Raw genomic sequence first — 21,261 nt, 5'->3', positions numbered from 1 at the left:
TATTCTGGATTCTATAGAATATGGAGGGAACCATAGGAGGCTCCTGCAAGAGGGGTCAATAGCCTGATTGCATCTGTTACCGGGACGTTTCATACTTTGGTCGCCCAGGTGTCCGGTTTTCCGCTGGTCCGCCCCCGGTAGGACACCCCTCGCCACCCGCGCCGGAGCGGTGGCGTCTCCGCACGCCGCCGTAGGTGTCAGTCGCCGCCGATGCGGACGCCGTTGTCATCGGGCGCACCCGTGTCATCTGGGGGCTCCGGTGGGGCGTCGTCGTATCTCAGCGGAAGACCCCTGTGTGGCCGAGTGAGTAGCGTCCGGGCTGGGGGTAGATGGCCAGGCCGTGCGGGCCGGCGTCGACGGCGATCTTGCGGATGAGGCTGCCGTTCTCGGTGTCGAACACGTAGACCACCCCGTCATAGCGTCCGGACAGCCACAGGCGGCGGCCGTCGGCCGACACGCCGCCCATGTCCGGTGAACCGCCGCCGGGGATGTGCCAGGTGTCGATCGGCTGGCGAAGGGCGAAGGAGACGACCGAGACCGATCCGGCGCCCCGGTTGGAGACGTACAGCACCTTCGAGTCCCGGCTGACGTAGAGCCCGTGAGCGCCCGCGCCGGTTTTGACGAAACCCGTGACCCGGAACTCCCCGGCGTCGACGAGCCACACGCCGTCCTTGGCCATGTCGGCGACATAGAAGGTGGTGCCGTCCGGGGAGAGCTTCACGTCCTGCGGCATGTTGGGGTACGGCATGTGTCCGTGCCGCATGGCGTCGTGCGCCATGTCGTGTTCCAGTTCGTACGACGCGTTGTCGCCCTGCGGGGCTGTGCGCCGGATGCCCTTGCGGCGCGTGGTGCCGTCCGCCAGGTCGATGACGGCGCGGACCTTACGGGCGGCTGTGTCGACGACCACCAGCTGGCCGGAGAACTCGCAGCTGCCGAGGAGGAGGGTCCCGTCGGCGGTGAAGTCCGCGTGGTTGATCCCCCGGCAGGGCATGTGCAGCGAGTGCCGGAGCCGCATGGTGCGCGGGTTGAGGAAGTCGAGCCGGTTCTCCCGCTCGGCCATCACCAGGGCGGTGTGGCCGTCCGGGGTGAAGTACAGGTTGTAGGGGTCGTCGACGAACACCGGCTTGCCGACCTTGCCGGTCATGGGGTTGATCGGGGTCAGGGAGTTGCCGTCGTTGTTGTTGACCCAGAGCGTCTTCAGGTCCCACGAGGGGACGACGTGCTGCGGCCGCCCGTCCACCCTGAAGGTGCGGAGCACCCGGTAGGTACGCGGGTCGATCACGCTGACGGTGTTGCTCTCGCTGTTGGGCACGTAGACCCGCTCGGGGAACCTCGCCACGACCGGACTGAGCATGCCGGGCCGGTCGTGGGCGTAGACGTCCACCGGATCGGCCGATGCAGTGGCCGATCCAGTGGCCGATCCGGTGGCCGGGGCGCTCGCCGCACCGCCCGGCGATGTGGCGGTCGGCGTCCCACCGGCGGCCCCGGCGTGGTGAAGCGGGCCCGGCGCCGACGCCGGTCGCTCGCCCGCACAGGCGGACAGGACGCACGCCGCCAGCCCGATCAGGGGGGTGATCACACCGGGCCTTCGCCGCTCACTTCTCAGCCGCCGCATGACCCACCCCTTCGGTCCGACGCCGACTTTTGTCGACTATGGAAACGTTAGGAGCGGGTAGGTCGGCAGACGTTCAACCCGTGGTTAGCGTGGTGCTCGCTTTTTCCCGCAACTCGCCCTGGTGGCGGCGTTTCTCGTGCGGTGACACCGTCGGAGTGCGGCCGGTCTCCCGATTCCACTGAAGCTTACGTGAATTGAGTACACGATTATTTCTTCTTGTATTGATGATCGAGTCGGCGGCGGCGGAGTATGGTCACGGCAAATCGGGGTGATTAACGCCCTGCCGCAAAGGGTGGTGGCTGGTGATATAGGCGTTTGGGGGAGATGTGTATAACTCGACAGATTGCGTACCGTGACGTAACGTCCGAATGTCGTGAAAGCCCGCAAGGCAAAGGGAGAATGCATGAAGTACGAATGGGTGCAAAATGAGGCGTACGGTCAGGGCGTGTACACGTCGGCGGCGGCCAGGCTCCGCATGGGCGGGGGAGTCACACCCGGCCAGAACATTGCAACGTTCCATTTCACCCGACGCGAAAAAAATCCGACCCTGTGTTCGCCGGATGTATTCCCCGACCTGGTGCTCACCGCGACCAGCACGGGCGTTGGGGTGATGGTGGAGTACGGCATTCACGGGAAGAAGGCCAGAGTCAACGACAGTCACTCGGAGTATCAGTTCTTTCATTTCAATGAGAGGCTCGTCGAACTCAAGAGGACGGAAGACTGGCCCAGGATATACGTTCTCGACTGGGTCTTCACTGAACGTCCGGCGTGTGGTGGAGCCTGGGCGGGCGCGAAACGTGTCCAGGCCGGGTGCGCCACCCTCATCGGACACTACGATGAGTACCAGCGAGAGCGCCGGTGGGATAGTGACGGTGGCGGCGACGAGCCTTTCGGCGAGTCCGCGGAGCATGAGATCACCGTCTACAGCATGTTCGGAAAGGACAGCGCCACCGCCGACATCCGTACCGCTCTCGCTGAATACAAGAGAACACTTAAAGAAAGAAAGTAATCGCGTCGCCCGAGTGGGGAGTGACCTCGGCTCGGGACTCCCTAAGCCTCCGGCACGGCCGCCTTGATTTCCTCGGGGCCGTCATTGCCGCCACCCCCGTGCTCCGCGGTGGCGTAGGCAGGCCCGTCTTCAAGGGCGCTGACATTGTCGGGTGAGGCCTGCCGCCGAGACAGGATCACTTACTGTGTCGAGGTTCTCCCGGCGACTTTCAGGTGATCCTGCCCTGTGGAGGTCGCCGTGGCGCGGTAGCGCGAAGGGGGGATTCCGTAGCGGTCGGCGAATGCCTGGCGCAGTGTCTCCGTGGTTCCGAAGCCGCAGCGGGCCGCCACCCTGGCCATCGGCAGGGAGGTGGAGACCAGCAGGTGCGCGGCGGCCTCGGTGCGGGCCTGGCGGACGAACCGGCCCGGGGTCCGCCCGAGGTGCCTGAGGAACAGGCGGGTCAGGTGCCGCTCGCTCACGCCCGCGCCGCTCGCCAGCGTGGCCGTGGTCAGGTCGGTGTCCAGGTGTCCCGTGATGTGCTCGACGACCTGCTTGACCAGGCCGTTCTCCGGAGATCCGACGGCGGTGAACATGCTCATCTGCGCCTGGTTGCCGGGGCGTTGTAGGTAGGTCACCAGGCTCCGCGCCACCCGCCGTGCCAGCTCGGCGCCGTGGTCCTCCTCGATGAGGGCGAGGGTGAGGTCCAGCGCGCTGGTGATGCCGGCGGAGGTGTAGGTGTCCCCGTCCCGGATGAAGATCGGGCCGGGATCGATGTCGACCTTCGGGTAGCGGGCGGCGATCTCGTGCGCAGACTGCCAGTGGGTGGTGGCGCGCCGACCGTCGAGCAGGCCCGCGGCGGCCAGGATGTCGGCTCCGGTGCACACCGACGCGACGCGGCGGCTCTCGCGTGCCAGGCGGCGGACGTGAGCGACGATCAATCGGTTGCCGGCCGCGGCCTCGTGGCCCATGCCTCCCGACACGATGAGCGTGTCGAGCGGCCCGGTGACCCGTTCGAGGGCCTCCTGGGCCTGGAGCGTCAGGCCGGTGCCGCAGGTGATGGGACGGCCTCCGGGGGTGGCCAGGCGAAGGAGGTAGAAGGGATCGGCGCCGTGCCAGTTCGCGCTCTCCAGAGTCGTGGTCACGCAGGCGATGTCGAGCAACTCCGCCGCGTCGTATCCGATGACGGCGATCCGGCGTTCGATCACGGGGCGAGCGTATGTCAGAAAGGACAGGAATCCCAGGTTTCCGGACCTCTGCGACGGCCTTTTCTTGGCACGTGGCCGGTACGGCGGCACGGTGGAGGCATGACTCAGACAGCACCCGTCACCCGCCGCCGGCGCAGGTTCGCCCGGCACTACGTCGAGATGGTCATCGCGATGTTCGCCGGCATGTTCGTCCTGGGAATGCTCCTGTCCGTCGTCGGGCTCGGCTTCTCCCACGAGCGGCAGCCCGAGCTCGCCTACCTGCTGATGGCGTTCGACATGTCCGTCGGCATGGCGATCTGGATGCGCTACCGGGGCCACGGCTGGGCGGCCACCCTGGAGATGTGCGCGGCCATGTTCGTCCCCGTCGTGCCACTCTTCCCGCTGCTCTGGCTGGGTCTCGTCGACGGCGGGGCCATGATGGCGCTCGCCCACGTGGCGATGTTCCCGCTGATGCTGGTCGCCATGCTCCGGCGCCGCGACGAGTACGCCGGCTGCGCGGCCTGACGACCGAGCCTCCGAGGGCATCGGGCGTGACCCGTACTCGTTGGCACACGGTGGCGGTCAACGCGTACGGGGCACCGTCGGGAGTGTCGTCAGGAGTGCCGTCAGGAGTGGGTTTCCGAGGTCGTCCGGGTCCCGCGGGGCGGCTCGGTGCCGGGGCCGGTCGGGGTGAGCGGCCCGTCGTCCTCGCGCAGCACGTCGTCGGCCATCTGGTCGTACTCGGCCACCCGGCTCCTGCCCGCCTCGCCGAGCTGCTCGACCACCGCGGCGACCAGCGTTTCGAGCAGCGCGACCGCCGGGGTCAGCGAGTCGAACGGGGAAGGCGAGCGGACCTGGGCGGGCAGCACGACATCCGCCACCGTGGCGGCGGGCGACAGCCACGGGTCGGTCAGCAGCACGATCTTCACGTTGCGCGCCGCGGCGGCGCGGGCGAAGGCGATCGTCTCGCGCTGGTAGCGCCGGTAGTCGAAGAGCACCAGCACGTCGCGGCGGCCCATGTCGAGCAGGTGGGCGGCGTGGTCGGCGGTGGACCCGGCGATGTACGTCGCGTTGGGACGCAACTGGTGCAGGTGGGCGATGAGGTACTGGGCCAGGATGGTGCTGAACCGGCCACCGGCCGCCGAGACGCGGCGGCCGGGGTCGGCCAGCAGTTCCGCGGCCTTGACCAGCTCCCCCTCGGGAAGCTGGTCGAAGGTCATGGCGGTGGCGTCCAGCAGCACCCGGCGGGACCGGCTCAGCACCCTGCCGGTGTCCTCCTCGGCACTGCCGTACTGGGCCAGGGGAGAGGAGTAGCGCTGCTGGGTCTCGCGCTTGAGCGCCTGCTGCAACTCCGGGTAGCCCTCGAAGCCCAGCCGGTAGGCCAGCCGCAGCACGGTGGCCGGGCTGGTCTGGGCCTGGCTCGCGACGGTCGCCAGCGGCTCCAGACCGGCGGTCGGGTAGCCCGCGAGCAGGGTGCGGGCGACCCGCTGCTCCGCACGGGGCAGCTTGGGCAGCACGTCGCGGAGCTGGGCCGCGACGGTGCGCGGCTCAGGGGTGCCGAGCATGTTGCCTCCTCATGGACGACCGCCGGATCGTGCGGCGCGTCGCAAGGAAGGGATCATGCCACGAACCGTACGAAAAGAGAACGCCGTCCTCGGATCGAGCGCCGCCCGGCGGACGTCCACCGCTCACTCGCCGCTCGCGGCCCATCGCCCACCGCCCATCGGCGGTTCCCAGCCTCGCGGCCGTCCGGTGCTCACCGCTCGTCCGCGAGCCCGCACCAGTCGATCGCGGTCAGCGCGTAGGTCTTCGCCGACTGCACCAGCTGGGCGATCTCCACGTACTCGTTCTCCGCGTGCGCGGTGTAGCCGACGCCCGGGCCGTACACCAGGCCGCCGATGCCCTTGCGGTCCATCCAGGTCAGGTCGCACACGCCCATGAAACCGGTCGTCAGCGGCGGCTGCCCGCCGGCCGCCGTGGTGTGCGCGCCGACCAGCGTCGCGCTCAGCGGGGCGTCGTCGGGCAGCGAGTACGGCGGCCAGAGCAGCTTCCACTCGAACACCGGCGGGTGCTCGCGCAGCCACGGGTCGGTGCGGCAGGCGTCCATGACCCGGGACTCGATCTCGGCCATGACCTCCTCGTTGGACCGGTCGGGGTGGTGGTAGACGCAGTACTCCACGACCAGCTCGTCGGCGAGGAAGAAGGGCACCAGGATGCCCGAGGGGTTGGCCCGCAGCACGCCGGGCAGCAGGTTGAAGTAGCCGGGCGGGAAGAGCGGGTGCCGGTTGTGCCGGGCCCAGTCGTCCTCCAGCGCGCGCAGCGCCTGGTAGACGACCCAGAACTTGTCGACGGTGTTGACGCCGAGCGCGTCGCCCTCCAGGGTCGGGTGCACGGTCATGCCCCGCAGCCCGGAGTGCGCGGTCTTGCCCTCCAGGGAGACGCTGAACCAGAGCAGGCCCGGCGTCACCGGCACCGACGCCGGCAGGGTGCCCGCCTGCCCGGACGGCTCGCAGACGATGGCCGCGTCCGCGCCGAACCCGGCCTCCAGCACCGCGGTGGTGCCCGCCTCGTGGTCGCCGACCTCCTCGCCGACGACGCCCTGCAGGACCAGGTCACCGGCCAGGCGCACGCCGGCCCCGCGCAGCGCGAGGGCCGCGTAGGCCGCGGCGACCAGGCCGCCCTTCATGTCCGTCGCGCCGCGCCCGATCACCGCGTCGTCGGTGACCTGGGCGCGGAACGGGTCGCCGCGCCACCGGTCGAGGCGGCCCGGCGGTACGACGTCGACGTGCCCGTTGAGCAGCAGCGACCGGCCGCCGCCGGCGCCGGACACGACGCCGCAGGCGTTGTCGCGGCCCCGCTCCACGGTGACCTTGGTGACCTCGGCCCCGGCCTCGGCGTACAGGTCGCCGAGCAGCGCGCTGACGTCGCCCTCCGCCCCGACGATCTTGTCGTACTCCTGGCCGGGGTAGCGCGGGTTCACGCTGGGGATGGCGATCGCGTCGGCCAGGCTGGAGACCATCCGCTCGGCGAGCAGGTCGACCTGCTCCAGCACCCGGCGGGTCACGTCGTGTTCGGTGGTCATACGGTCTCCTTCGAGGTGGTGGGAAGGGGCTCCGGAGCGGGGGTGCGAGGCCGCCGGAGCGAGGTGAGGACGGAGTTCGCGATGCCGGCCAGGCCCTTGGGGGCGATCCAGAGCACCACGAGGATCAGCATGGCGATCACCATGTCGCGCCAGGCCCCGGCGTCCTGCAGCACGTCGGAGACCAGGGTGACGACCACGGCGCCGACGATCGGCCCGTAGACGCTGCCGCTGCCGCCCAGGAAGATCATGCTGAGCAGCAGGGTCAGGTAGCCGAAGCCGAAGACGTCGGTGCTGACCACGCCGTTGAGGAAGGCGTTGAAGCTGCCGGCCACCCCGGCCACGGCCGCGCCGATCATGAAGACGATCAGGTGCTGGCGCACCCTGGAGACGCCCCGGCTGGTGGCCAGCGCCTCGTTGTCGCGCAGTGCCAGCAGCGACATGCCCAGGGTCGAGCGGGTCAGTATCCGTACCAGCACGGTGACCGCGAACAGCAGCGCGGCGCCGAGGAAGTAGTAGCCGATCCGGCCGTCGGCCCGCAGGTTGACGTCGCCCAGGCTGAGCCGGGGGATGCCGACGATGCCGTTGGATCCGCCGGTCAGGCCCGCCTGCCCGAGCACCAGGTAGATGCAGAGCTGGGAGAAGACGTACGTGGCCAGGCCCACGTAGATGCCGCGCAGCCGCAGCACCGGCAGGAACGCCACCAGCGAGGCCAGCAGGGCCGACAGCCCCGAGATCGGCAGGGCCAGCCACGGGTCGATGCCGGTGCGGGTGGCCAGGATGCCCGTGGTGTAGGCGCCGATGCCGAAGAACCCGATCTGGGCGAAGTTGAAGATGCCGGCGAAACCGAGGGTGAGGTTCCAGCTCATGGCGAGCACGCCGTACATCGTGAAGAGGATCAGCAGCAGCCGGGCGTGCGGGTCGGTGAAGACCAGTGGCAGGGCCACCAGGACTATCGCGTAGACCGGCCAGCCGGCCCAGGAGCGCAGGTTGGTCATGACGTTCACGCGCTCCTCACCCTGGTCCGCAGCAGTCCCTCGGGTTTGACCAGCATGATCACGATCATTGCGAGGAAGACCAGGACCGGGCTCCAGGAGAGCCCGAAGTAGTAGGTGGTGACGGCCTCGAGCAGGCCGATGGCGTACGCGCCGGCGATGGTGCCCGCCAGGCTGCCGGCTCCGCCGAAGGCGAGCACCACGAAGGCCCGCAGCAGCGGGTCGCCGCCCATGCCCGGGGAGATGAACTGCATGCTGCCGAGCAGCGCCCCGGCCACGGTGGCCAGGCCGATCGCGACCACGACCACGAAGACGTAGACCCGGCGCGGTGCGATGCCGAGCAGCTGGGCGTGCTCGCGGTTCTGTTCCAGCGCCCGTACGGTCAGCCCGATGCCGGTGCGTTTGAGGACCAGGGCCAGCAGGCCCACCAGCAGCGGGGCCAGCAGGATCGTGACGAGCTGGCTGCCCTGGGCGACCGCCCCGGCGACCTCGACGCGCGCGCCACCGAACGGCGGGAGCTGCTTGATCTCCGGCCCCCAGATCAGCTGGGCGCCGCTCTGCAGCAGCATCGTGGCCGCCAGCGTGGCGACCATCACCAGCATGTCGCCTCCTGGGCGCCGGATGAACGGGCTGACCAGCAGGAACTCATAGGCCAACCCGATCAGCGCCATCGCCGCCACGGCGCCGAGCAGCGCGACCGCCACCGGCAGCCCGCCGGCGTCGAGCAGCGTCCAGGTCAGGTAGGCGCCGAACATCATCAGCGCGCCGTGCCCGAAGTTGAAGACCCGCAGCGTGGACCAGATCAGCGTCAGCCCCGCCGCCATGAGCATGTAGAGGCCGCCGAGGACGAGCGTGCTCGTCACGATGACACTAATGCCGTCCATCGGCGGTCCCTCCCAGGAAGAGCGACATCATCTCGTCGCGGCTGCGGCTGCCGTCCGACGCGCCGCTGTCCACCACGTCGCCGTGCAGGATGACGTGGTAGCGGTCGGTCAGGTCGAGCACCAGGTCCATGTCGCCGTCGATCAGGATGACCGACGAGACCTCGGCGCGGACCCGCACGATGCACTCGCTCAGCTCGTGCTTGACCTTCGGTGACAGGCCCAGCGTGGGCTCGTCGAGGATCAGCAGCGTGGGCCGGGCCATCAGGCCCATGCCGAGGCTGGCCATCTGGCGCTCCCCGCCGCTGAGCGTGCCGGTGAGTTGCCGGCGCCGTTCCTTGAGCTTGGGGAAGACCGAGAACACCTGGTCGATCCCGTCCCGCCAGGTCGAGGAGTGCCCGCTGGAGGACGCGGAGAGCCGCAGTGCCTCCTCCACGGTCAGTTGCGGGAACAGCCGCGAGCCCTGCGGCACGTGGATGAGCCCGCGCCTGACCAGGCTGCCGGGGGACTCGCCCCTGGTGTCCCGTCCGGCGAAGGCGATCGTGCCGGAGGCGGCCCGGTGCAGGTTGGAGACGCAGCGCAGCAGCGTGGTCTTGCCGTGGCCGTTCGGCCCCAGCAGCCCGATCGCCTCGTGCTGTCCGACGCGCAGCGAGATGCCGCGCAACACCTTCGCCTGGCCGTAGCCGGCGGTGAGGTTCTCCACGGTCAGCAGATCGCTCATCGCGCGGCCCCCGGTCCCAGGTAGGCTTCGACGACCCTCGGGTCGGACAGGACCTCGGCCGGCCGGCCGGTCACGATGATCCGGCCGCTGTCGAGGACCGCCATCCGGTCGGCGAGCGCCTCCAGCACCGACAGCACGTGCTCGATGATCACCATGGTGACGCCCGTGCCGTGCACACCGGCCAGCAACCGGATCAGCGCGTCCTGGTCGGCCGGGTCGAGGCCGGCCGCGGGCTCGTCGAGCAGCAGTACCGAAGGGCCGCTGACCAGCGCGCCGGCGATCATCAGGCGTTTGCGGTCGATCAGCGAAAGCCCGTCGGCCGGGCGGTTCAGGTCGCCGCCGAGCTCCACCGCGTCCAGCGCCTCCCGGCACCGGGCGGGGTTCCAGCGCCCGGCCCTGCCCGCGCCGCCGTACGCCGATCCGATGCGGACGTTCTCCAGCACGCTCAGCGACTCGAAGACGGCCTCGGTCTGGAAGGTGCGCTTGAGGCCGGCCTTGGCGATCCAGCGCGGCGAGCGGTTCTGGATCTCGTGACCGTCGAAGATCACCTTTCCGGAGTCGGGCCGGATCGGGATACCGGTGAGCAGGTTGAACAGCGTGCTCTTGCCCGCGCCGTTGGGGCCGGCCAGGCCGAAGACCTCGTCGCGCGTCACCGACATCGAGACGCCGTCGACGGCCCTGAGGCTGCCGAACGACTTGCCGACCTCGTGCGCGGCGAGGATGACCTGCGAGTTCCCGTTCACGACGCGGCCTGCCCCGGCCCGCGCCAGTCGCCCTGGGCGAGGAAACCGCCGTCGACCGGGAGCAGCACGCCGTTGACGAACGAGGCGTCCGGGGCGACCAGGAACGCGACCGCCGCGGCGATCTCGTCCGGTGAGCACTGCCGCCCGGCCGGCTGGCGGGCCGCCGCCGCCTCGCGCTGCCGCAGGGACTCCGCGGCGGCCTCGGCGTCGAGCAGGCTCCGCGAGTCGCCCATGTCGTTGTCGACGTAGCCGGGCAGCACGGCGTTGACCCGGATTCCCCGCGGGCCGCCCTCGACGGCGAGCTGCCGGGTCAGGTTGGCGATGGCGCCCTTGGCCGCGGAGTAGGCGGGGAAGGCCGGCAGGCCGGTGACCCCGAAGATGGACGACAGGTTGACCATGGCGCCCGCCCCACCCGCGGCCAGCAGCGGGAACGCCGCCCTGGCACACAGGAACGTCCCGGTGACGTTGACGTCCATGACCCTGCGCCACTCGGAGATCGGTACGCCGGTGACGCCGCCGCCGCTCTCCGCGATGCCGGCGTTGTTGACCAGGATGTCCAGGCCGCCGAACTCGTCCGTGACCCGAGCGAACAGCGCCTCGACGCTGCCCTCGTCGGACACGTCCGCCGCCTGGAACACGCATGCGGGGCCGTCCCCCGACAACTCCAGAGCGGTACGTGTCCCGCGTTCCACGTCGACGTCGGCGATCATGACCCGCGCCCCCTCCGCGCGCAGGCGGTGCGCGATGGCCGCGCCGATCCCGCCCGCCGCGCCTGTGACCAGGGCGCGTTGCCCGGTCAGAGTGCTCGCCATCGCGATATCTCCCTCAATCTGCTGGTACTCGTGGTGTTGGTCGGCTGTGGTGGGCCGCGACCGGGTGGCCGTCTCGGCCGGCCTGTCTCATCCGCCGGGCAGGCCCACCCCGTACGGCTTCATCCGGTCGACGCCGGGGGACCACGCTCCGCCACCGCGCCGCGCGATGCCGTTGGGCCGGGCGAAGTGCCAGGTGGTGGGCTCCTCGGTGACGACCTGGACGTCGAACCCGGCGGCGGAGAGGTCGGCTGAGGCCCCCGCGTCGCGCGTGTCCAGCCAGACGCGGTCGCCCTCGGCGTGGATCCTCGGCGCCGAGATCGCCTCCTGGAGGTCCGCGCCGTCACGCCAGCGGGCGGCGATCTGGGCGACGGCGGAGATGATCCGCCGCCCGCCCGAGGCGCCGAGCGTCGCCTCGGCGTCCCCTGGGCCGGTCAGCACGACGGGGCTGACCGCGCTGAGCCCGGCCGCGCCGGGAGCGACGCTGGTCACCCGGCCGGGGCGGGGGTCGAAGTACATCATTCCGTCGTTCAGCACGATGCCGGTCTCCGGTTCCACCATGCGGGAGCCGAACAGGTCGAGCACCGTCTGGGTGAGCGAGACCGTCATGCCCTCGTCGTCGACCGCCGACATGTGCGAGGTGCACCCCGCCCTGGCGGAGCCGCCGGGAGGCGCGGGAGGGCTGTTCCCGCCCGCGATCCAGCGGGCCACCATCTCGTCGGCGTACTCGGGGGAGGCCAGCCGGGCCCAGCTCGCCGGACCCTCCTGGGAGGTGGTGACCTCGCGCAGCCGGTCCTCGAAGGCGTGAGACAGCACCCGCGCCCACAGGCGAGCCCCCGGATCCAGTCCACGCCGCCGGGCGGCCTCGACCAGTTGCAGTGCCTCGATCACCGAGATCACCCCGGTGGCGTGCGGGCCGTACAGCCGCATCGGGCCGATCTCGACGGGCAGGACCTCGGACTCGTCGGCGACATACCCGGCGAAGTCCTTCTCCGACAGCAGGCCACCGGCCCCGGTGACGGCCGTCGCGATCGCGCGGGCGGCCCGGCCCAGGTAGAACGCGTCAGGGCCGCCGGCGCCGATCTCGCGGAGCACCCGGGCCAGCCGGGGTTGGACGAGCCTGTCGCCGGGGCCCTGGGACGGGCCGCGCAGCGGCAGGCCGTCGGGCAGGAAGAGTTCCGCGGAGGAGGGGAAGGCCCGCAGCGTCCGGGCCTCGGCGCAGATCGCCGAGGAGGCGAACCAGTTGGTCTCGTGCCCCGCCTCGGCCAGCTCGATCGCCGGGGCGAGCACCTGGGCCAGTGGCAGGCGGCCGAACCTGGCGTGCGCCCGGCACAACGCGGCGACCGCTCCGGGGACGCCCACCGACAGCGGGCCGACGATGTTCGCGTCGTCGCGCACGGCCGGCCAGTTGTACAGGCCGGTGCCGGTCGCGGACGCCGCCGGGGCGAACATCCGCGGGTGCGCCAGGCCCGGAGCCAGGATCGGGCCGCACACGACGGTCGCGGCCGGGGCGCCCGGCTCGCGCACCACCAGCCAGGCGCCGCCGCCGAGCCCGCTCATGTAGGGCTCGACCACTCCGGTGGCGAAGGCCGTGGCGACCGCCGCGTCCACGGCGCTGCCGCCGGCGCGCAGCATCGAGGCCCCCGCGCGCGCCGCCCTCGGGTCGGGCGCGGTGACCATCCCGCCGGCTCCCCGGGGAGCGCCCGGCTCAGCCCTGCCAGACATCGGCGATCTCGCTCAGCGTCGCGAACCAGACGTCGCCCGCCGCCAGCATCCGCTCGATCAACGCCTCCAGGACGAGCAGGTGGTGGGCTCGGCCGATGGTCTGCGGGTGCATGGTGAGCACATAGACCGCGCCGGGCACCCGCTGGTGGGCGTAGTCGAAGATGGTGTTCCAGCGGTCTTCCATGTCGCGGTGGGAACCCAGCGGGGAGACCCCGGCGACGTACTCCACCGAGGGCCAGTCGTCGAGATACCACGACACGGGGATCTCCACGATCCGGCTCTCCGGGCCGAACTCGCTGGCCGACTCGTAGTTCACCGTGACCCGCCGGGGCCGGTACGGCTCGAACTCCCGGCCCATCAGCGAGCTGTCCCAGTCGAAGCCGAACTCCTCGAGCAGGCCCAGCGTGCTCTCGGAGAAGTCCCAGGCGGGCGAGCGGTAGCCGCGAGGGCGGCGCCCGACGACCTGCTCGTGCTGGCGCAGCGCGACCTCCATGAGCCGGCGCTCCTCGTCGGGCCCCAGGTCGGGCACGACCTCGTGGTAGCAGCCGTGCGCGGCGATCTCGTGCCCGGCCGCCAGGATCTGCTCGATGCGGTGCGGGAAGGTCACCAGGTCGTGGCCGGGGGTGGCCCAGGTCGCGGGCAGGTGGTTGCGGCCGAGCAGCTCCAGCAGCCGGGGCACCCCCTGCTCGGCGCCGAAGTCACCACGCGACAGGTAGGACGGCGAGGTGCGGCCCATGGTGCCCATCCAGGGGGAGTGGGCGTCGAAGTCAAAGGTCAGCGCCACGGCCATCCGCTTGCCCGGCGGCAGCGCGAGGGGAGCCGAGGTCACTTCTTCATCCACGGCGGGAGCTGGAAGGAACCCGACTTGTACTTCTCAGGGGCGATCAGCACCCGCTTCTCGTCCTGGAACTGGAAGGACTGCAGCGGCACGTAGTCGTCACCCTGCTTGGCCAGGTGTGTGGCCTGGTCGAACGCGATCCGGCCGGAGGCCCGCTCGCTGTCGCTCTTGCCGATGGCGGCACCGATCGCCAGCGCGTCGTCGGGGTCGCCGACCTCGCGCAGCGCATCGGCGTAGATCATGGTCTCCACGTACGTCATCACGCCCTGCGGGTCGACGTTGTCGGTCCCGTACGCGGCCTGCCAGTCCTTCTGCAGCTGCGCGGCCGGCGGGTAGCTGGGCGAGGGCACCATGCCCGCGAGGTTGTTGAACAGCACGCCCTCGGCCTGCTGCTTGGTCAGCTCGAAGAACTGGGGCTGGTTGGGGCCGTACTGCATGAAGACCAGGGACTCGGTGGGCTTCTGCAGGAACTGCTGCAGGAAGCTGGCCTCGTTGGAGACCTGGTAGTCGGTGTTGACGATGAAGTCGGGGTCGGCCGAGCGGATCTTCCCGAGGACCGTGCCCCAGTCGTTGACCGTGCCGAACGGCACCTTCTCCTGGCCGGCGATGCTCCAGCCCTTGGCCTTGAAGTGCTTGACCAGGCCGTCGGCGATGTTCTCGCTGTAGGGATTGTCGGAGCGGACGATGAACGCCGACTTGTTGCGCGGCTTCCACAGCCCCTGCTCGGCCCAGGACTCCGCCAGGTCGACCGGCTCGGTGCCGTAGGCGTCGTAGTCGGGGGTGATCGACCAGACCGTGGGGTACTTCGCCGGGTCCTTCTCGATGATGGCCTGGGTCTGCGCGGTGTTGCCGCCGATGAGGTAGACCTTCTCCGCCGCGGCGAACTCGTCGATCTCGAAGTTGGACGTGGAGGCGTAGCCGGTGACGACCGCCTTCACCGACTCGTCGTCGGTCAGGGTCTGCACGCCCTTGGTCACCGCGTCGTTGGACTGGCTCTGCACGTCCACGACCTTGAGCTTGAACGTGTATCCGTTGACGCCACCGGCCTCGTTGAGCTGCTTGATGGCCAGCTCGGCCCCCTGCTTCATGCCCAGGCCGTCGGATGCCAGGCCCCCGGTCAGCGGGGCGAGCAGGCCGATCTGGATCTCCTTCGCGCCGGCCGCGCCGCCGGTCTCCGCGGCGGAGGTGTCGGGGGAGGTGGAGGAGGAGCACGCGGTGAGCGCCGCCAGGGCGCCGGTCACCGCGACGGCGGTGATCGCCCGGACGGGCGTCCGGGGACGGAGGAAGGGGGAACGGGCCACGGTGAAGCCTCTCTGCGTCTGTGGGACGAGGGGACGAACGCATGCGGGACATGCCGGAGGGCGTCACATGCCTGCTTTGCAACGTTCTGTCACTGTCGACAATTGAAACGTACGTTGCATCTTGCGGCAAAGGCTAGACCTGTAAAAGGTTTGTTACTTAAACTCGATCCGTCGTACCGCTCTGATCTCGTAAAACATGGATCAGCTCGGCGGCAGGGCCGTTCCGGCCAGGAAGCCTCCGTCCACGTCGAGAACACTCCCCGTGATGAAGGAGGAGTCCGGATCGGCGAGGAACACGCACGCCCGCGCGATCTCTGCCGGCGTGCCCATGCGGTGCACCGGCTGCCCGGCGACCAGTGCCGCCAGGTACTCGGCCGAGAGCGCCACGGTGGCCGGGACCTCGATCAGCCCGGGGGCGACGGCGTTGACGGTGATCCCCGACGGGGCGAACTCCAGCGCCAGGACCCTGGTGAGCATCTCCACCGCCGCCTTGGACGAGCAGTAGTGGGCGGCGCCCACCCGGGCCGAGCGGGCCGCACCGGAGGAGACGTTGACGATCCGGCGCCCGCCCCCGAGGGAGCCGGAGGTACGGGCGAAGGCCTGCGAGGCCAGCATCACGCCGCGGACGTTGACGGCGAACACCTCGTCCCACTCCGCGGCGGTCATGTCGAGGACCGGGGTGTTCGGATAGACCCCGGCGCAGTTGACCAGCACGTCCACTCCGCCGTGCAGGGCGGTCGCCTGCTCGAAGGCGGCGGTCACCGACCCCGGGTCACGCACGTCCAGGCGCACCGCCGAGGCCGCCGCCGGTGAGCCGCCCTGGACGGCGGCGAGTTCCGCGGTGACCCTCGCCATGCGCGTCTCGTCGAGGTCGGCGACGACGACCGTCGCCCCCGCCTCGTGGAACGCCCCGGTGATGCCCCGGCCGATGCCCTGGGCTCCGCCGGTGACCAGGACGACCGTCCCGTTGAGCCTGCCGGGAGAGAAGCTGTCCGTCATGGGATGCCTTCCGGTGATGCCGGGCGGGAGCGGCCTCCTGCCGGCTCGACACATATGACCTGGGCGTTTCTGTCAGGGCTACCAGGTAACACGCATGCTAAGTTTCATTCCGCCGCCTTGACCATACATGTGAATCATATGTTTCACTTAGGGCGGCCGGGACGCGAGGTGCGGACCGGACTGGGAGGAGAGAGCCGATGACGACAGGGACCGCCTTCGTGGCGACCTGTGACCTCGCGGCCCAGGTGCGGGGCCGGGCTACCCCGGTGGCCCGGCTGGACCAGACGTTGCGTACCGGAGTGGGATGGGTCCCCGCCGATCTGGCGCTGACCTGTTTCGGCCACCTGGCCGACGACAACGTCTTCGGCTCGGTGGGCGACCTGAGGCTGCTCCCCGACCCCGCGACGGCCGTCGACCTGCCCGCCGACGGCCCGGTGCCGGGCACCCGGCTCTACCTCGCCGACCAGACCGGCCTGGACGGCAGCCCCTGGCCCGGCTGCCCGCGCGGCTTCCTCGCCCGCGCGCTGGCGGACCTGAGGGAGATCGCGGGCCTTGAGGTGAACGTCTCCTTCGAGCACGAGTTCATGCTCGGCGGCCAGGCCGAGGCGCCGCCCTTCTCCTTCCAGCGCCTGCGCGGCGCCGAGCCGTTCGGCACCGACCTGGTCGCGCTGCTGGAGACGGCCGGGCTGGAGCCGGAGAGCTGGCTCCCCGAGTACGGGGACGGCCAGTTCGAGATCACCCTGCGGCCCGCCCCCGGAATGGTCGCCGCCGACCGGGCGGTCCTGCTGCGCGAGCTCGTCCGCGACCTCGCCCGCCGCCGGGGGCACTCGGTCACCTTCGTCCCGCTGGCCGACCCCGCAGGCGTCGGCAACGGTGTCCACGTGCACTTCTCGCTCCGCGAGGTCGGTGGCGGCCCGGTGATGTTCGACGCCGGAGCACCCGGCAGGCTCTCCTCGACCGCGGCCAGGTTCGCGGCCGGAATCCTGCGGCACGCCGGTGCGGTGGTGGCCGTCACCGCGCCCAGCGTCGGCTCCTACCTGCGGCTCACCCCGCACCGGTGGAGTGCCGGCGGGGTCTTCCTCGCCGAGCGCAACCGCGAGGCGCTGCTGCGCATCGCGCCGACCGTCGAGATCGGCGGCGCCGACCCCGCGGGCCAGCTCCACCTGGAGTACCGGGCGGCGGACGCCACGGCCAACCCGTGGCTGGTGCTCGGCGTCCTGATCCGCGCCGGCCTCGCGGGACTGGCCGGGGCCGAGCCCGCCCGGGTGTGGCCGGAGACCGCGACCGAGGCCGACCTGGCCGAAGAGCCCGCGCTCCCCGGCTCCCTGCCTGAGGCCCTCGCCGCGCTGGAGGCCGACGAGGTCGCCCGAGGCTGGTTCCCCCACGAACTGCTCCACACGTTCCTCGCCGTGCGACGGGCCGAGCTGGCCTGCGTCAAAGGACTGCCCGACCACGAGCTCTGCCGGAAGGTCGCCGATGTCTACTGAGAACTTCTCCGGGGACGCGGCCGGCGACCTGGAGAGCGTGCTCGCCACCCTGCCCCTGGTCGACCACCATGTACACGGTGCCTCCTCGGGAGACCTGGGCCGCGGTGAGTTCGAGACGCTGGTGACCGAGTCCGACCGGCCGATCCCGGCGTTCATGACCCAGTTCGACTCCCAGCTCGGCTTCGCGATCCGCCGCTGGTGCGCGCCGGTCCTCGGCCTGCCCGCCCACGCCGCACCGGAGGAATACCTGGCGCGCCGCACCGAACTGGGCGCCGCCGAGGTGAACCGGCTGCTACTGGCCGCCAGCGGCATCGGCCGCTTCCTGCTGGAGACCGGTTATCGGGGCGACGACGTCCTGGACCCGGCCGGGATGGCGGAGGCGTCGGGGCGGCCCGCGCACGAGGTGGTCCGCATCGAGCGGGTGCTGGAGCAGGTGGCCGCCTCGGGGGTCTCGGCCGCGGAGCTGCCGGGCCGCTTCCGCGAGGAGTTGGAGCGCCGCACCGCCGACGCCGTCGGCCTCAAGAGCATCGTCGCCTACCGGCACGGCTTCGCCTTCGACCCGGCACCACCCGGCGACCGGGAGGTCGCCCTGGCGGCGGGCCGCTGGCTGTCCGCCGGTGAGGCGAGCGGCCAGTGGCGGGTGGACGACCCGGTGCTGCTCCGCCTCGGACTCTGGGCCGGGGTGGAACGCGGGCTGCCGCTGCAACTGCACGCCGGTTACGGGGACCCCGATGTGGAACTGCACATGTGTGACCCGCTGCTGCTCACCCGCTGGCTGAAGCTCATCGAGCCGCACGGCGTGGACATCCTGCTGCTGCACTGCTACCCCTACCACCGCAACGCCGGTTATCTCGCGCAGGTCTTCCCGCACGTCTACTTCGACGTCGGTCTCGGCGTCAACTACACCGGCAGCCGGTCGGACGCGCTGATCGCCGAGTCGCTGGAACTCGCGCCGTTCGCCAAGATCCTGTTCTCCTCGGACGCCTGGGGCCCGGCGGAGCTGCACATGCTGGGGGCGCACCTGTTCCGCCGCGGGCTCGGCCGGGCACTGCGCGGGTGGGTCGACGCCGGCGAGTGGGCCGAGGAGGAGGCCGTCCGGGTGGCCACCATGATCGGTGTGGACAACGCCCTGCGCGTCTACGGTCTGGACCCGGCCAAATGATCGAGCCTCTTGCCTTCGGCTCGGCCGTCGACTCCGTCGAGGCCAGGCTCCGGGCGGCACTGGAGCGGCGGCTGCCCGCCGCGACGGAGCTGCGCCGCCGGCTGCACGCCCGCCCCGACCTGTCGGGGGAGGAGGGGCCGACCCGCGACCTGATCCTGGCCGAGCTGCCCGGACGCCCGGTGGACGCGGTGGCCGGTACGGGCGCGCTGGTGCGTGTCGGCGGCCCCGGGCCCGCGGTCGCGGTACGGGCCGAACTCGACGCGCTGGCGGTGACCGAGCGGACCGGCGTCGACTGGGCGTCCGGGAGGCCGGGCCGCATGCACGCCTGCGGGCACGACGTGCACCTCGCCGCCCTGGTGACGCTCTGCCACGCGGTCGGTGACACCCCCGGCGCGCCCCCGCTGGTCGCGATGCTCCAGCCGCGCGAGGAGACCTACCCCTCCGGCGCCCACGACATCGCCCGGTCGCCGTCGCTGGCGGAGCACCAGATCACCGCCATCATCGGTGCGCACGTCCAGCCCACCCTGCCGCGAGGCGAGGTCGCGGCCACCCCCGGCACGGTGAACGCCGCCGCCGACGAGTTCACGGTCGTGGTCAGGGGTCGCGGCGGGCACGCCGCCTACCCTCATCTGACCAGCGATCCGGTACTCGCGCTCGCGCACGTCGTCGTCGCCCTGCAGCGGGTGGTCAGCCGTGACGTCGACCCGACCAGCTCGGCGGTCCTCGGCGTCTCCACGCTGGCGGCCGGCAGCGCGGCCAACGTCGTGCCCGACGAGGCCACGGCCGGCGGTACGGTCAGGGCGCTGAGCGAGCGCATCCGCGACCAGGTGCACGCCCGGCTGGAGGAGGTCGCGGACCTGGTCGCGCGGGCCCACGGCTGCGAGGCGAAGGTGAGCATCACCCGGGGGGAGCCGGTCCTGTACAACGACTCCGGGCTCGCCACCCGAGCCGGTGCCCATCTGACCCACCTGGGCCTCACGCTCTCGCGGCCGCTGCTCTCCTTCGGCGCCGACGACTTCTCCTATCTCTCCGCGGTGCTGCCCGGCCTGATGATGTTCGTCGGGGTCGGTGACGGCACGGACGTACGTATGCACAGCGCCGATTTCCTGCCCGGCGACGACGCGGTACGCGATGTCGCGCTGGCCATGCTGGCGGGTTACCTCGCGGCGGCGGAGAAGATGTAGCCGCGAAGGACGCTCAGCCGGTGGCGTGTTCCCAGTAGGGGTCGCGGTAGAGCATGACCGAGGTGCCGCGCAGGAGTTCGTCGGGGGCGGAGAGCAGCACGAGTTCGCCCCTCGCCTCCAGGGTGCGCAGGACGTCGCGGACCCGCGGGCCGACCGGCAGCCGGCCCACCGGGAGGTTGAGGGTGTCGCGGACCAGGTCGGCCACCTCGGAGAGCCGGAACGGCTCGGTGAAGCCGGCGATGAGTCCGCGGACGAACTCGACGGTGATCATCGTCTCGGCCTCGGCGTGGGCGAGCTGCCAGGTCAGCTGTGCCCTGCGCCGGCCGGTTCCGGCGCAGGCCGTGCACTGCTGGGAGAAGTCGGGCACGATGTTCTCGACGGTGCTGCCCAGGCAGGTGGTGCACTGGTTGGTCTCCGACGCGTGCAGCTCGGCCGCGGCCCTGTCGGCCAGTGGCCTGCCGCACAGGCAGAGGTAGACCCGGAACCCGCCGCGTACCAGGACGAGGTCGTCGGCATCGTCGGGTATGTCTTCCCAGAGCGCGGTGATCGTGTGGATTCTCATCGTTGTGCGACTCTACCCATTTCACCGCAGTGTGACAGGGACCAGTCTCATCGGAGCGCTCCACAGCCACTCCTCGGTGATGTAGGTGGAGGTCAGCAGCGTCATCAGGCCCAGGGTGCGCTCGGTCGCGGTGGAGGGGTGGGCGCCGCAGTCGCCGAAACGGCACATCCACAGTTCGACCATGCTGCTGTCGGAGAGCTGCTCGTGCACCGAGGGCCGTCCGGCGGAGAGCCCGTCCCGCCAGATGTCGACGGACGCGCTGGCGAACGGGAAGGCCCCGGCCAGCACCCCGCCGCCCGAGGTGACGGCACGGCCGACCCCGTCGTGCACCGGCAGGATGCCGTCGGACTGGAAGAGCACCACCCCACCCCCCGGCGGGCTGGCCACCCGCAGGACCTCCACGGGGGAGGCGTGCTCGGCGCTCCACAGCTCGCCGGTCGAAAGCGGCGGGCACGACTCCGGTACGGCGCCCAGGCGGCGGATGACCTCCTCCTCGGTCACCTCGCCGACGAAGGCGACGCACAGTCCCTCGTTGTAGTCCTCGTACGAGAACATCATCGCGTCGACGGTGTCCTGGAGTTCGCGGAGCCTGGGGCTGACGGTGGGAGCCCCAGGCAGCTGGGCGAACAGGTCGGCCAGTTCGGTGAAGAGCGCCTGGGAGCCGGGGGAGCGGCCTGCGATGCACGGCCGCCAGGGGTCCGCGCCCGCGGCGAGCAGGGCCCGCACGGCGTCGTCCCAGCCGTGGCGCACGGCCTCCCAGAGCGGGGTGGCGCCGTCGGCGTCGACGGGGTCGACCTCCGCGCCCGAGGCCAGCAGCAGCTCTATCACCTGGACGGCACCCTCCTGGGCGGCCCGGTGCAGGGGCGTCGTGCGCAGCCACGGTAGCCACTGCCCGGGATCGAACCCGCTCGCCAGTCGCCGGCGGATCCGCGCCAGGTTGGTGTCACACCACGCGTCGACGTCCTCGGCCCACTCGTTGTCGCTCACT

20 protein-coding genes are annotated in these 21,261 nt (G+C 71.0%); 5 read left to right on the top strand and 15 right to left on the bottom strand.

Annotated features, from left to right (window positions below; translation table 11 throughout):
• Positions 1–277 precede the first annotated feature (277 nt).
• On the bottom strand, positions 278–1,579 hold the full coding sequence (locus tag ACWD3H_RS30585; RefSeq protein WP_451957449.1) for a YVTN family beta-propeller repeat protein: 1,302 nt from the start codon (positions 1,577–1,579) through the stop codon (positions 278–280).
• Positions 1,580–2,018: 439 nt separating this feature from the next.
• On the opposite strand from ACWD3H_RS30585, the gene ACWD3H_RS30580 reads away from it, so the two are divergent.
• Positions 2,019–2,624 (top strand): hypothetical protein, encoded by a 606-nt coding sequence (locus tag ACWD3H_RS30580; protein ID WP_355551786.1) that lies wholly within the window; start codon positions 2,019–2,021, stop codon positions 2,622–2,624.
• Positions 2,625–2,803: 179 nt separating this feature from the next.
• Here the strand turns inward: ACWD3H_RS30580 and ACWD3H_RS30575 are convergent, their stop codons facing one another.
• Positions 2,804–3,808 (bottom strand): GlxA family transcriptional regulator, encoded by a 1,005-nt coding sequence (locus tag ACWD3H_RS30575; RefSeq protein ID WP_355551789.1) that lies wholly within the window; start codon positions 3,806–3,808, stop codon positions 2,804–2,806.
• Positions 3,809–3,907: 99 nt separating this feature from the next.
• Between ACWD3H_RS30575 and ACWD3H_RS30570 the strand changes: the two genes are divergently transcribed.
• On the top strand, positions 3,908–4,312 hold the full coding sequence (locus ACWD3H_RS30570) for a hypothetical protein (protein ID WP_451957448.1): 405 nt from the start codon (positions 3,908–3,910) through the stop codon (positions 4,310–4,312).
• Between the two features lie 101 nt (positions 4,313–4,413).
• On the opposite strand, the gene ACWD3H_RS30565 is transcribed toward ACWD3H_RS30570, so the two are convergent.
• The 11 genes from ACWD3H_RS30565 to ACWD3H_RS30515 form a co-directional block, all read right to left on the bottom strand.
• The gene (locus tag ACWD3H_RS30565) at positions 4,414–5,352 is read right to left on the bottom strand and encodes a MurR/RpiR family transcriptional regulator (RefSeq protein WP_451957447.1); all 939 of its coding nucleotides are present in this window, start codon (positions 5,350–5,352) and stop codon (positions 4,414–4,416) included.
• A gap of 191 nt (positions 5,353–5,543) precedes the next feature.
• Positions 5,544–6,869 carry an ArgE/DapE family deacylase gene (locus ACWD3H_RS30560; protein ID WP_355551795.1) on the bottom strand — a complete coding sequence of 442 codons (1,326 nt, stop codon included), beginning with the start codon at positions 6,867–6,869 and terminating at the stop codon, positions 5,544–5,546.
• Positions 6,866–7,864, bottom strand: a complete 999-nt coding sequence (locus ACWD3H_RS30555; RefSeq protein WP_451957483.1) for a branched-chain amino acid ABC transporter permease — start codon at positions 7,862–7,864, stop codon at positions 6,866–6,868. The genes ACWD3H_RS30560 and ACWD3H_RS30555 overlap by 4 nt, the downstream gene beginning before the upstream one ends.
• A 5-nt stretch (positions 7,865–7,869) precedes the next feature.
• The gene (locus ACWD3H_RS30550; RefSeq protein ID WP_350927510.1) at positions 7,870–8,745 is read right to left on the bottom strand and encodes a branched-chain amino acid ABC transporter permease; all 876 of its coding nucleotides are present in this window, start codon (positions 8,743–8,745) and stop codon (positions 7,870–7,872) included.
• Complete coding sequence (locus ACWD3H_RS30545; protein WP_350927512.1) at positions 8,732–9,463, bottom strand: ABC transporter ATP-binding protein; 732 nt, start codon at positions 9,461–9,463, stop codon at positions 8,732–8,734. Before ACWD3H_RS30545 ends, ACWD3H_RS30550 begins: the two co-directional genes overlap by 14 nt.
• Positions 9,460–10,206 (bottom strand): ABC transporter ATP-binding protein, encoded by a 747-nt coding sequence (locus tag ACWD3H_RS30540; RefSeq protein ID WP_451957446.1) that lies wholly within the window; start codon positions 10,204–10,206, stop codon positions 9,460–9,462. Before ACWD3H_RS30540 ends, ACWD3H_RS30545 begins: the two co-directional genes overlap by 4 nt.
• Entirely contained in the window at positions 10,203–11,018 is an 816-nt protein-coding gene (locus ACWD3H_RS30535) for an SDR family NAD(P)-dependent oxidoreductase (protein WP_355551803.1), read from the bottom strand. The genes ACWD3H_RS30540 and ACWD3H_RS30535 overlap by 4 nt, the downstream gene beginning before the upstream one ends.
• A gap of 87 nt (positions 11,019–11,105) precedes the next feature.
• Entirely contained in the window at positions 11,106–12,695 is a 1,590-nt protein-coding gene (locus tag ACWD3H_RS30530; RefSeq protein ID WP_451957445.1) for a gamma-glutamyltransferase family protein, read from the bottom strand.
• Between the two features lie 28 nt (positions 12,696–12,723).
• Entirely contained in the window at positions 12,724–13,569 is an 846-nt protein-coding gene (locus tag ACWD3H_RS30525) for a polysaccharide deacetylase family protein (RefSeq protein WP_451957444.1), read from the bottom strand.
• Positions 13,566–14,879 (bottom strand): ABC transporter substrate-binding protein, encoded by a 1,314-nt coding sequence (locus tag ACWD3H_RS30520; protein ID WP_355551810.1) that lies wholly within the window; start codon positions 14,877–14,879, stop codon positions 13,566–13,568. Before ACWD3H_RS30520 ends, ACWD3H_RS30525 begins: the two co-directional genes overlap by 4 nt.
• Before the next feature lie 201 nt (positions 14,880–15,080).
• Positions 15,081–15,878: an SDR family NAD(P)-dependent oxidoreductase gene (locus ACWD3H_RS30515; protein WP_451957443.1), complete on the bottom strand. Its 798-nt coding sequence runs from the start codon at positions 15,876–15,878 to the stop codon at positions 15,081–15,083.
• A gap of 197 nt (positions 15,879–16,075) precedes the next feature.
• Between ACWD3H_RS30515 and ACWD3H_RS30510 the strand changes: the two genes are divergently transcribed.
• From ACWD3H_RS30510 to ACWD3H_RS30500, 3 genes are read left to right on the top strand one after another with little or no spacing between them, the layout of a single operon-like run.
• Positions 16,076–17,365, top strand: a complete 1,290-nt coding sequence (locus ACWD3H_RS30510; RefSeq protein ID WP_451957442.1) for a glutamine synthetase family protein — start codon at positions 16,076–16,078, stop codon at positions 17,363–17,365.
• Positions 17,355–18,527: an amidohydrolase family protein gene (locus ACWD3H_RS30505; protein ID WP_355551819.1), complete on the top strand. Its 1,173-nt coding sequence runs from the start codon at positions 17,355–17,357 to the stop codon at positions 18,525–18,527. Before ACWD3H_RS30510 ends, ACWD3H_RS30505 begins: the two co-directional genes overlap by 11 nt.
• On the top strand, positions 18,524–19,711 hold the full coding sequence (locus tag ACWD3H_RS30500; RefSeq protein WP_355551822.1) for a M20 metallopeptidase family protein: 1,188 nt from the start codon (positions 18,524–18,526) through the stop codon (positions 19,709–19,711). The genes ACWD3H_RS30505 and ACWD3H_RS30500 overlap by 4 nt, the downstream gene beginning before the upstream one ends.
• A gap of 13 nt (positions 19,712–19,724) precedes the next feature.
• Here ACWD3H_RS30500 and ACWD3H_RS30495 read toward each other — a convergent pair whose 3' ends face one another.
• Together ACWD3H_RS30495 and ACWD3H_RS30490 are read right to left on the bottom strand one after the other, a co-directional pair.
• Entirely contained in the window at positions 19,725–20,273 is a 549-nt protein-coding gene (locus ACWD3H_RS30495) for a hypothetical protein (protein ID WP_355551825.1), read from the bottom strand.
• A gap of 21 nt (positions 20,274–20,294) precedes the next feature.
• Complete coding sequence (locus ACWD3H_RS30490; RefSeq protein WP_451957441.1) at positions 20,295–21,260, bottom strand: ankyrin repeat domain-containing protein; 966 nt, start codon at positions 21,258–21,260, stop codon at positions 20,295–20,297.
• Between the last annotated feature and the right edge of the window lies 1 nt (position 21,261).

It is taken from the genome of Streptosporangium sp. NPDC002607 (assembly GCF_053592655.1).
Note: the sequence above shows the minus strand (reverse complement) of the source record. Positions and strands in the feature narration are given on the sequence as shown.

Excerpts from the sequence above, each read along its gene's own strand:
- ACWD3H_RS30535 (WP_355551803.1), bottom strand. The coding sequence starts at position 11,018 with ATGGCGAGCACTCTGACCGGGCAACGCGCCCTGGTCACAGGCGCGGCG.
- ACWD3H_RS30555 (WP_451957483.1), bottom strand. The coding sequence starts at position 7,864 with ATGACCAACCTGCGCTCCTGGGCCGGCTGGCCGGTCTACGCGATAGTC.
- ACWD3H_RS30500 (WP_355551822.1), top strand. The coding sequence starts at position 18,524 with ATGATCGAGCCTCTTGCCTTCGGCTCGGCCGTCGACTCCGTCGAGGCC.
- ACWD3H_RS30505 (WP_355551819.1), top strand. The coding sequence starts at position 17,355 with ATGTCTACTGAGAACTTCTCCGGGGACGCGGCCGGCGACCTGGAGAGC.
- ACWD3H_RS30495 (WP_355551825.1), bottom strand. The coding sequence starts at position 20,273 with ATGAGAATCCACACGATCACCGCGCTCTGGGAAGACATACCCGACGAT.
- ACWD3H_RS30545 (WP_350927512.1), bottom strand. The coding sequence starts at position 9,463 with ATGAGCGATCTGCTGACCGTGGAGAACCTCACCGCCGGCTACGGCCAG.
- ACWD3H_RS30570 (WP_451957448.1), top strand. The coding sequence starts at position 3,908 with ATGACTCAGACAGCACCCGTCACCCGCCGCCGGCGCAGGTTCGCCCGG.
- ACWD3H_RS30530 (WP_451957445.1), bottom strand. The coding sequence starts at position 12,695 with ATGGTCACCGCGCCCGACCCGAGGGCGGCGCGCGCGGGGGCCTCGATG.
- ACWD3H_RS30550 (WP_350927510.1), bottom strand. The coding sequence starts at position 8,745 with ATGGACGGCATTAGTGTCATCGTGACGAGCACGCTCGTCCTCGGCGGC.
- ACWD3H_RS30510 (WP_451957442.1), top strand. The coding sequence starts at position 16,076 with ATGACGACAGGGACCGCCTTCGTGGCGACCTGTGACCTCGCGGCCCAG.
- ACWD3H_RS30565 (WP_451957447.1), bottom strand. The coding sequence starts at position 5,352 with ATGCTCGGCACCCCTGAGCCGCGCACCGTCGCGGCCCAGCTCCGCGAC.
- ACWD3H_RS30580 (WP_355551786.1), top strand. The coding sequence starts at position 2,019 with ATGAAGTACGAATGGGTGCAAAATGAGGCGTACGGTCAGGGCGTGTAC.
- ACWD3H_RS30515 (WP_451957443.1), bottom strand. The coding sequence starts at position 15,878 with ATGACGGACAGCTTCTCTCCCGGCAGGCTCAACGGGACGGTCGTCCTG.
- ACWD3H_RS30560 (WP_355551795.1), bottom strand. The coding sequence starts at position 6,869 with ATGACCACCGAACACGACGTGACCCGCCGGGTGCTGGAGCAGGTCGAC.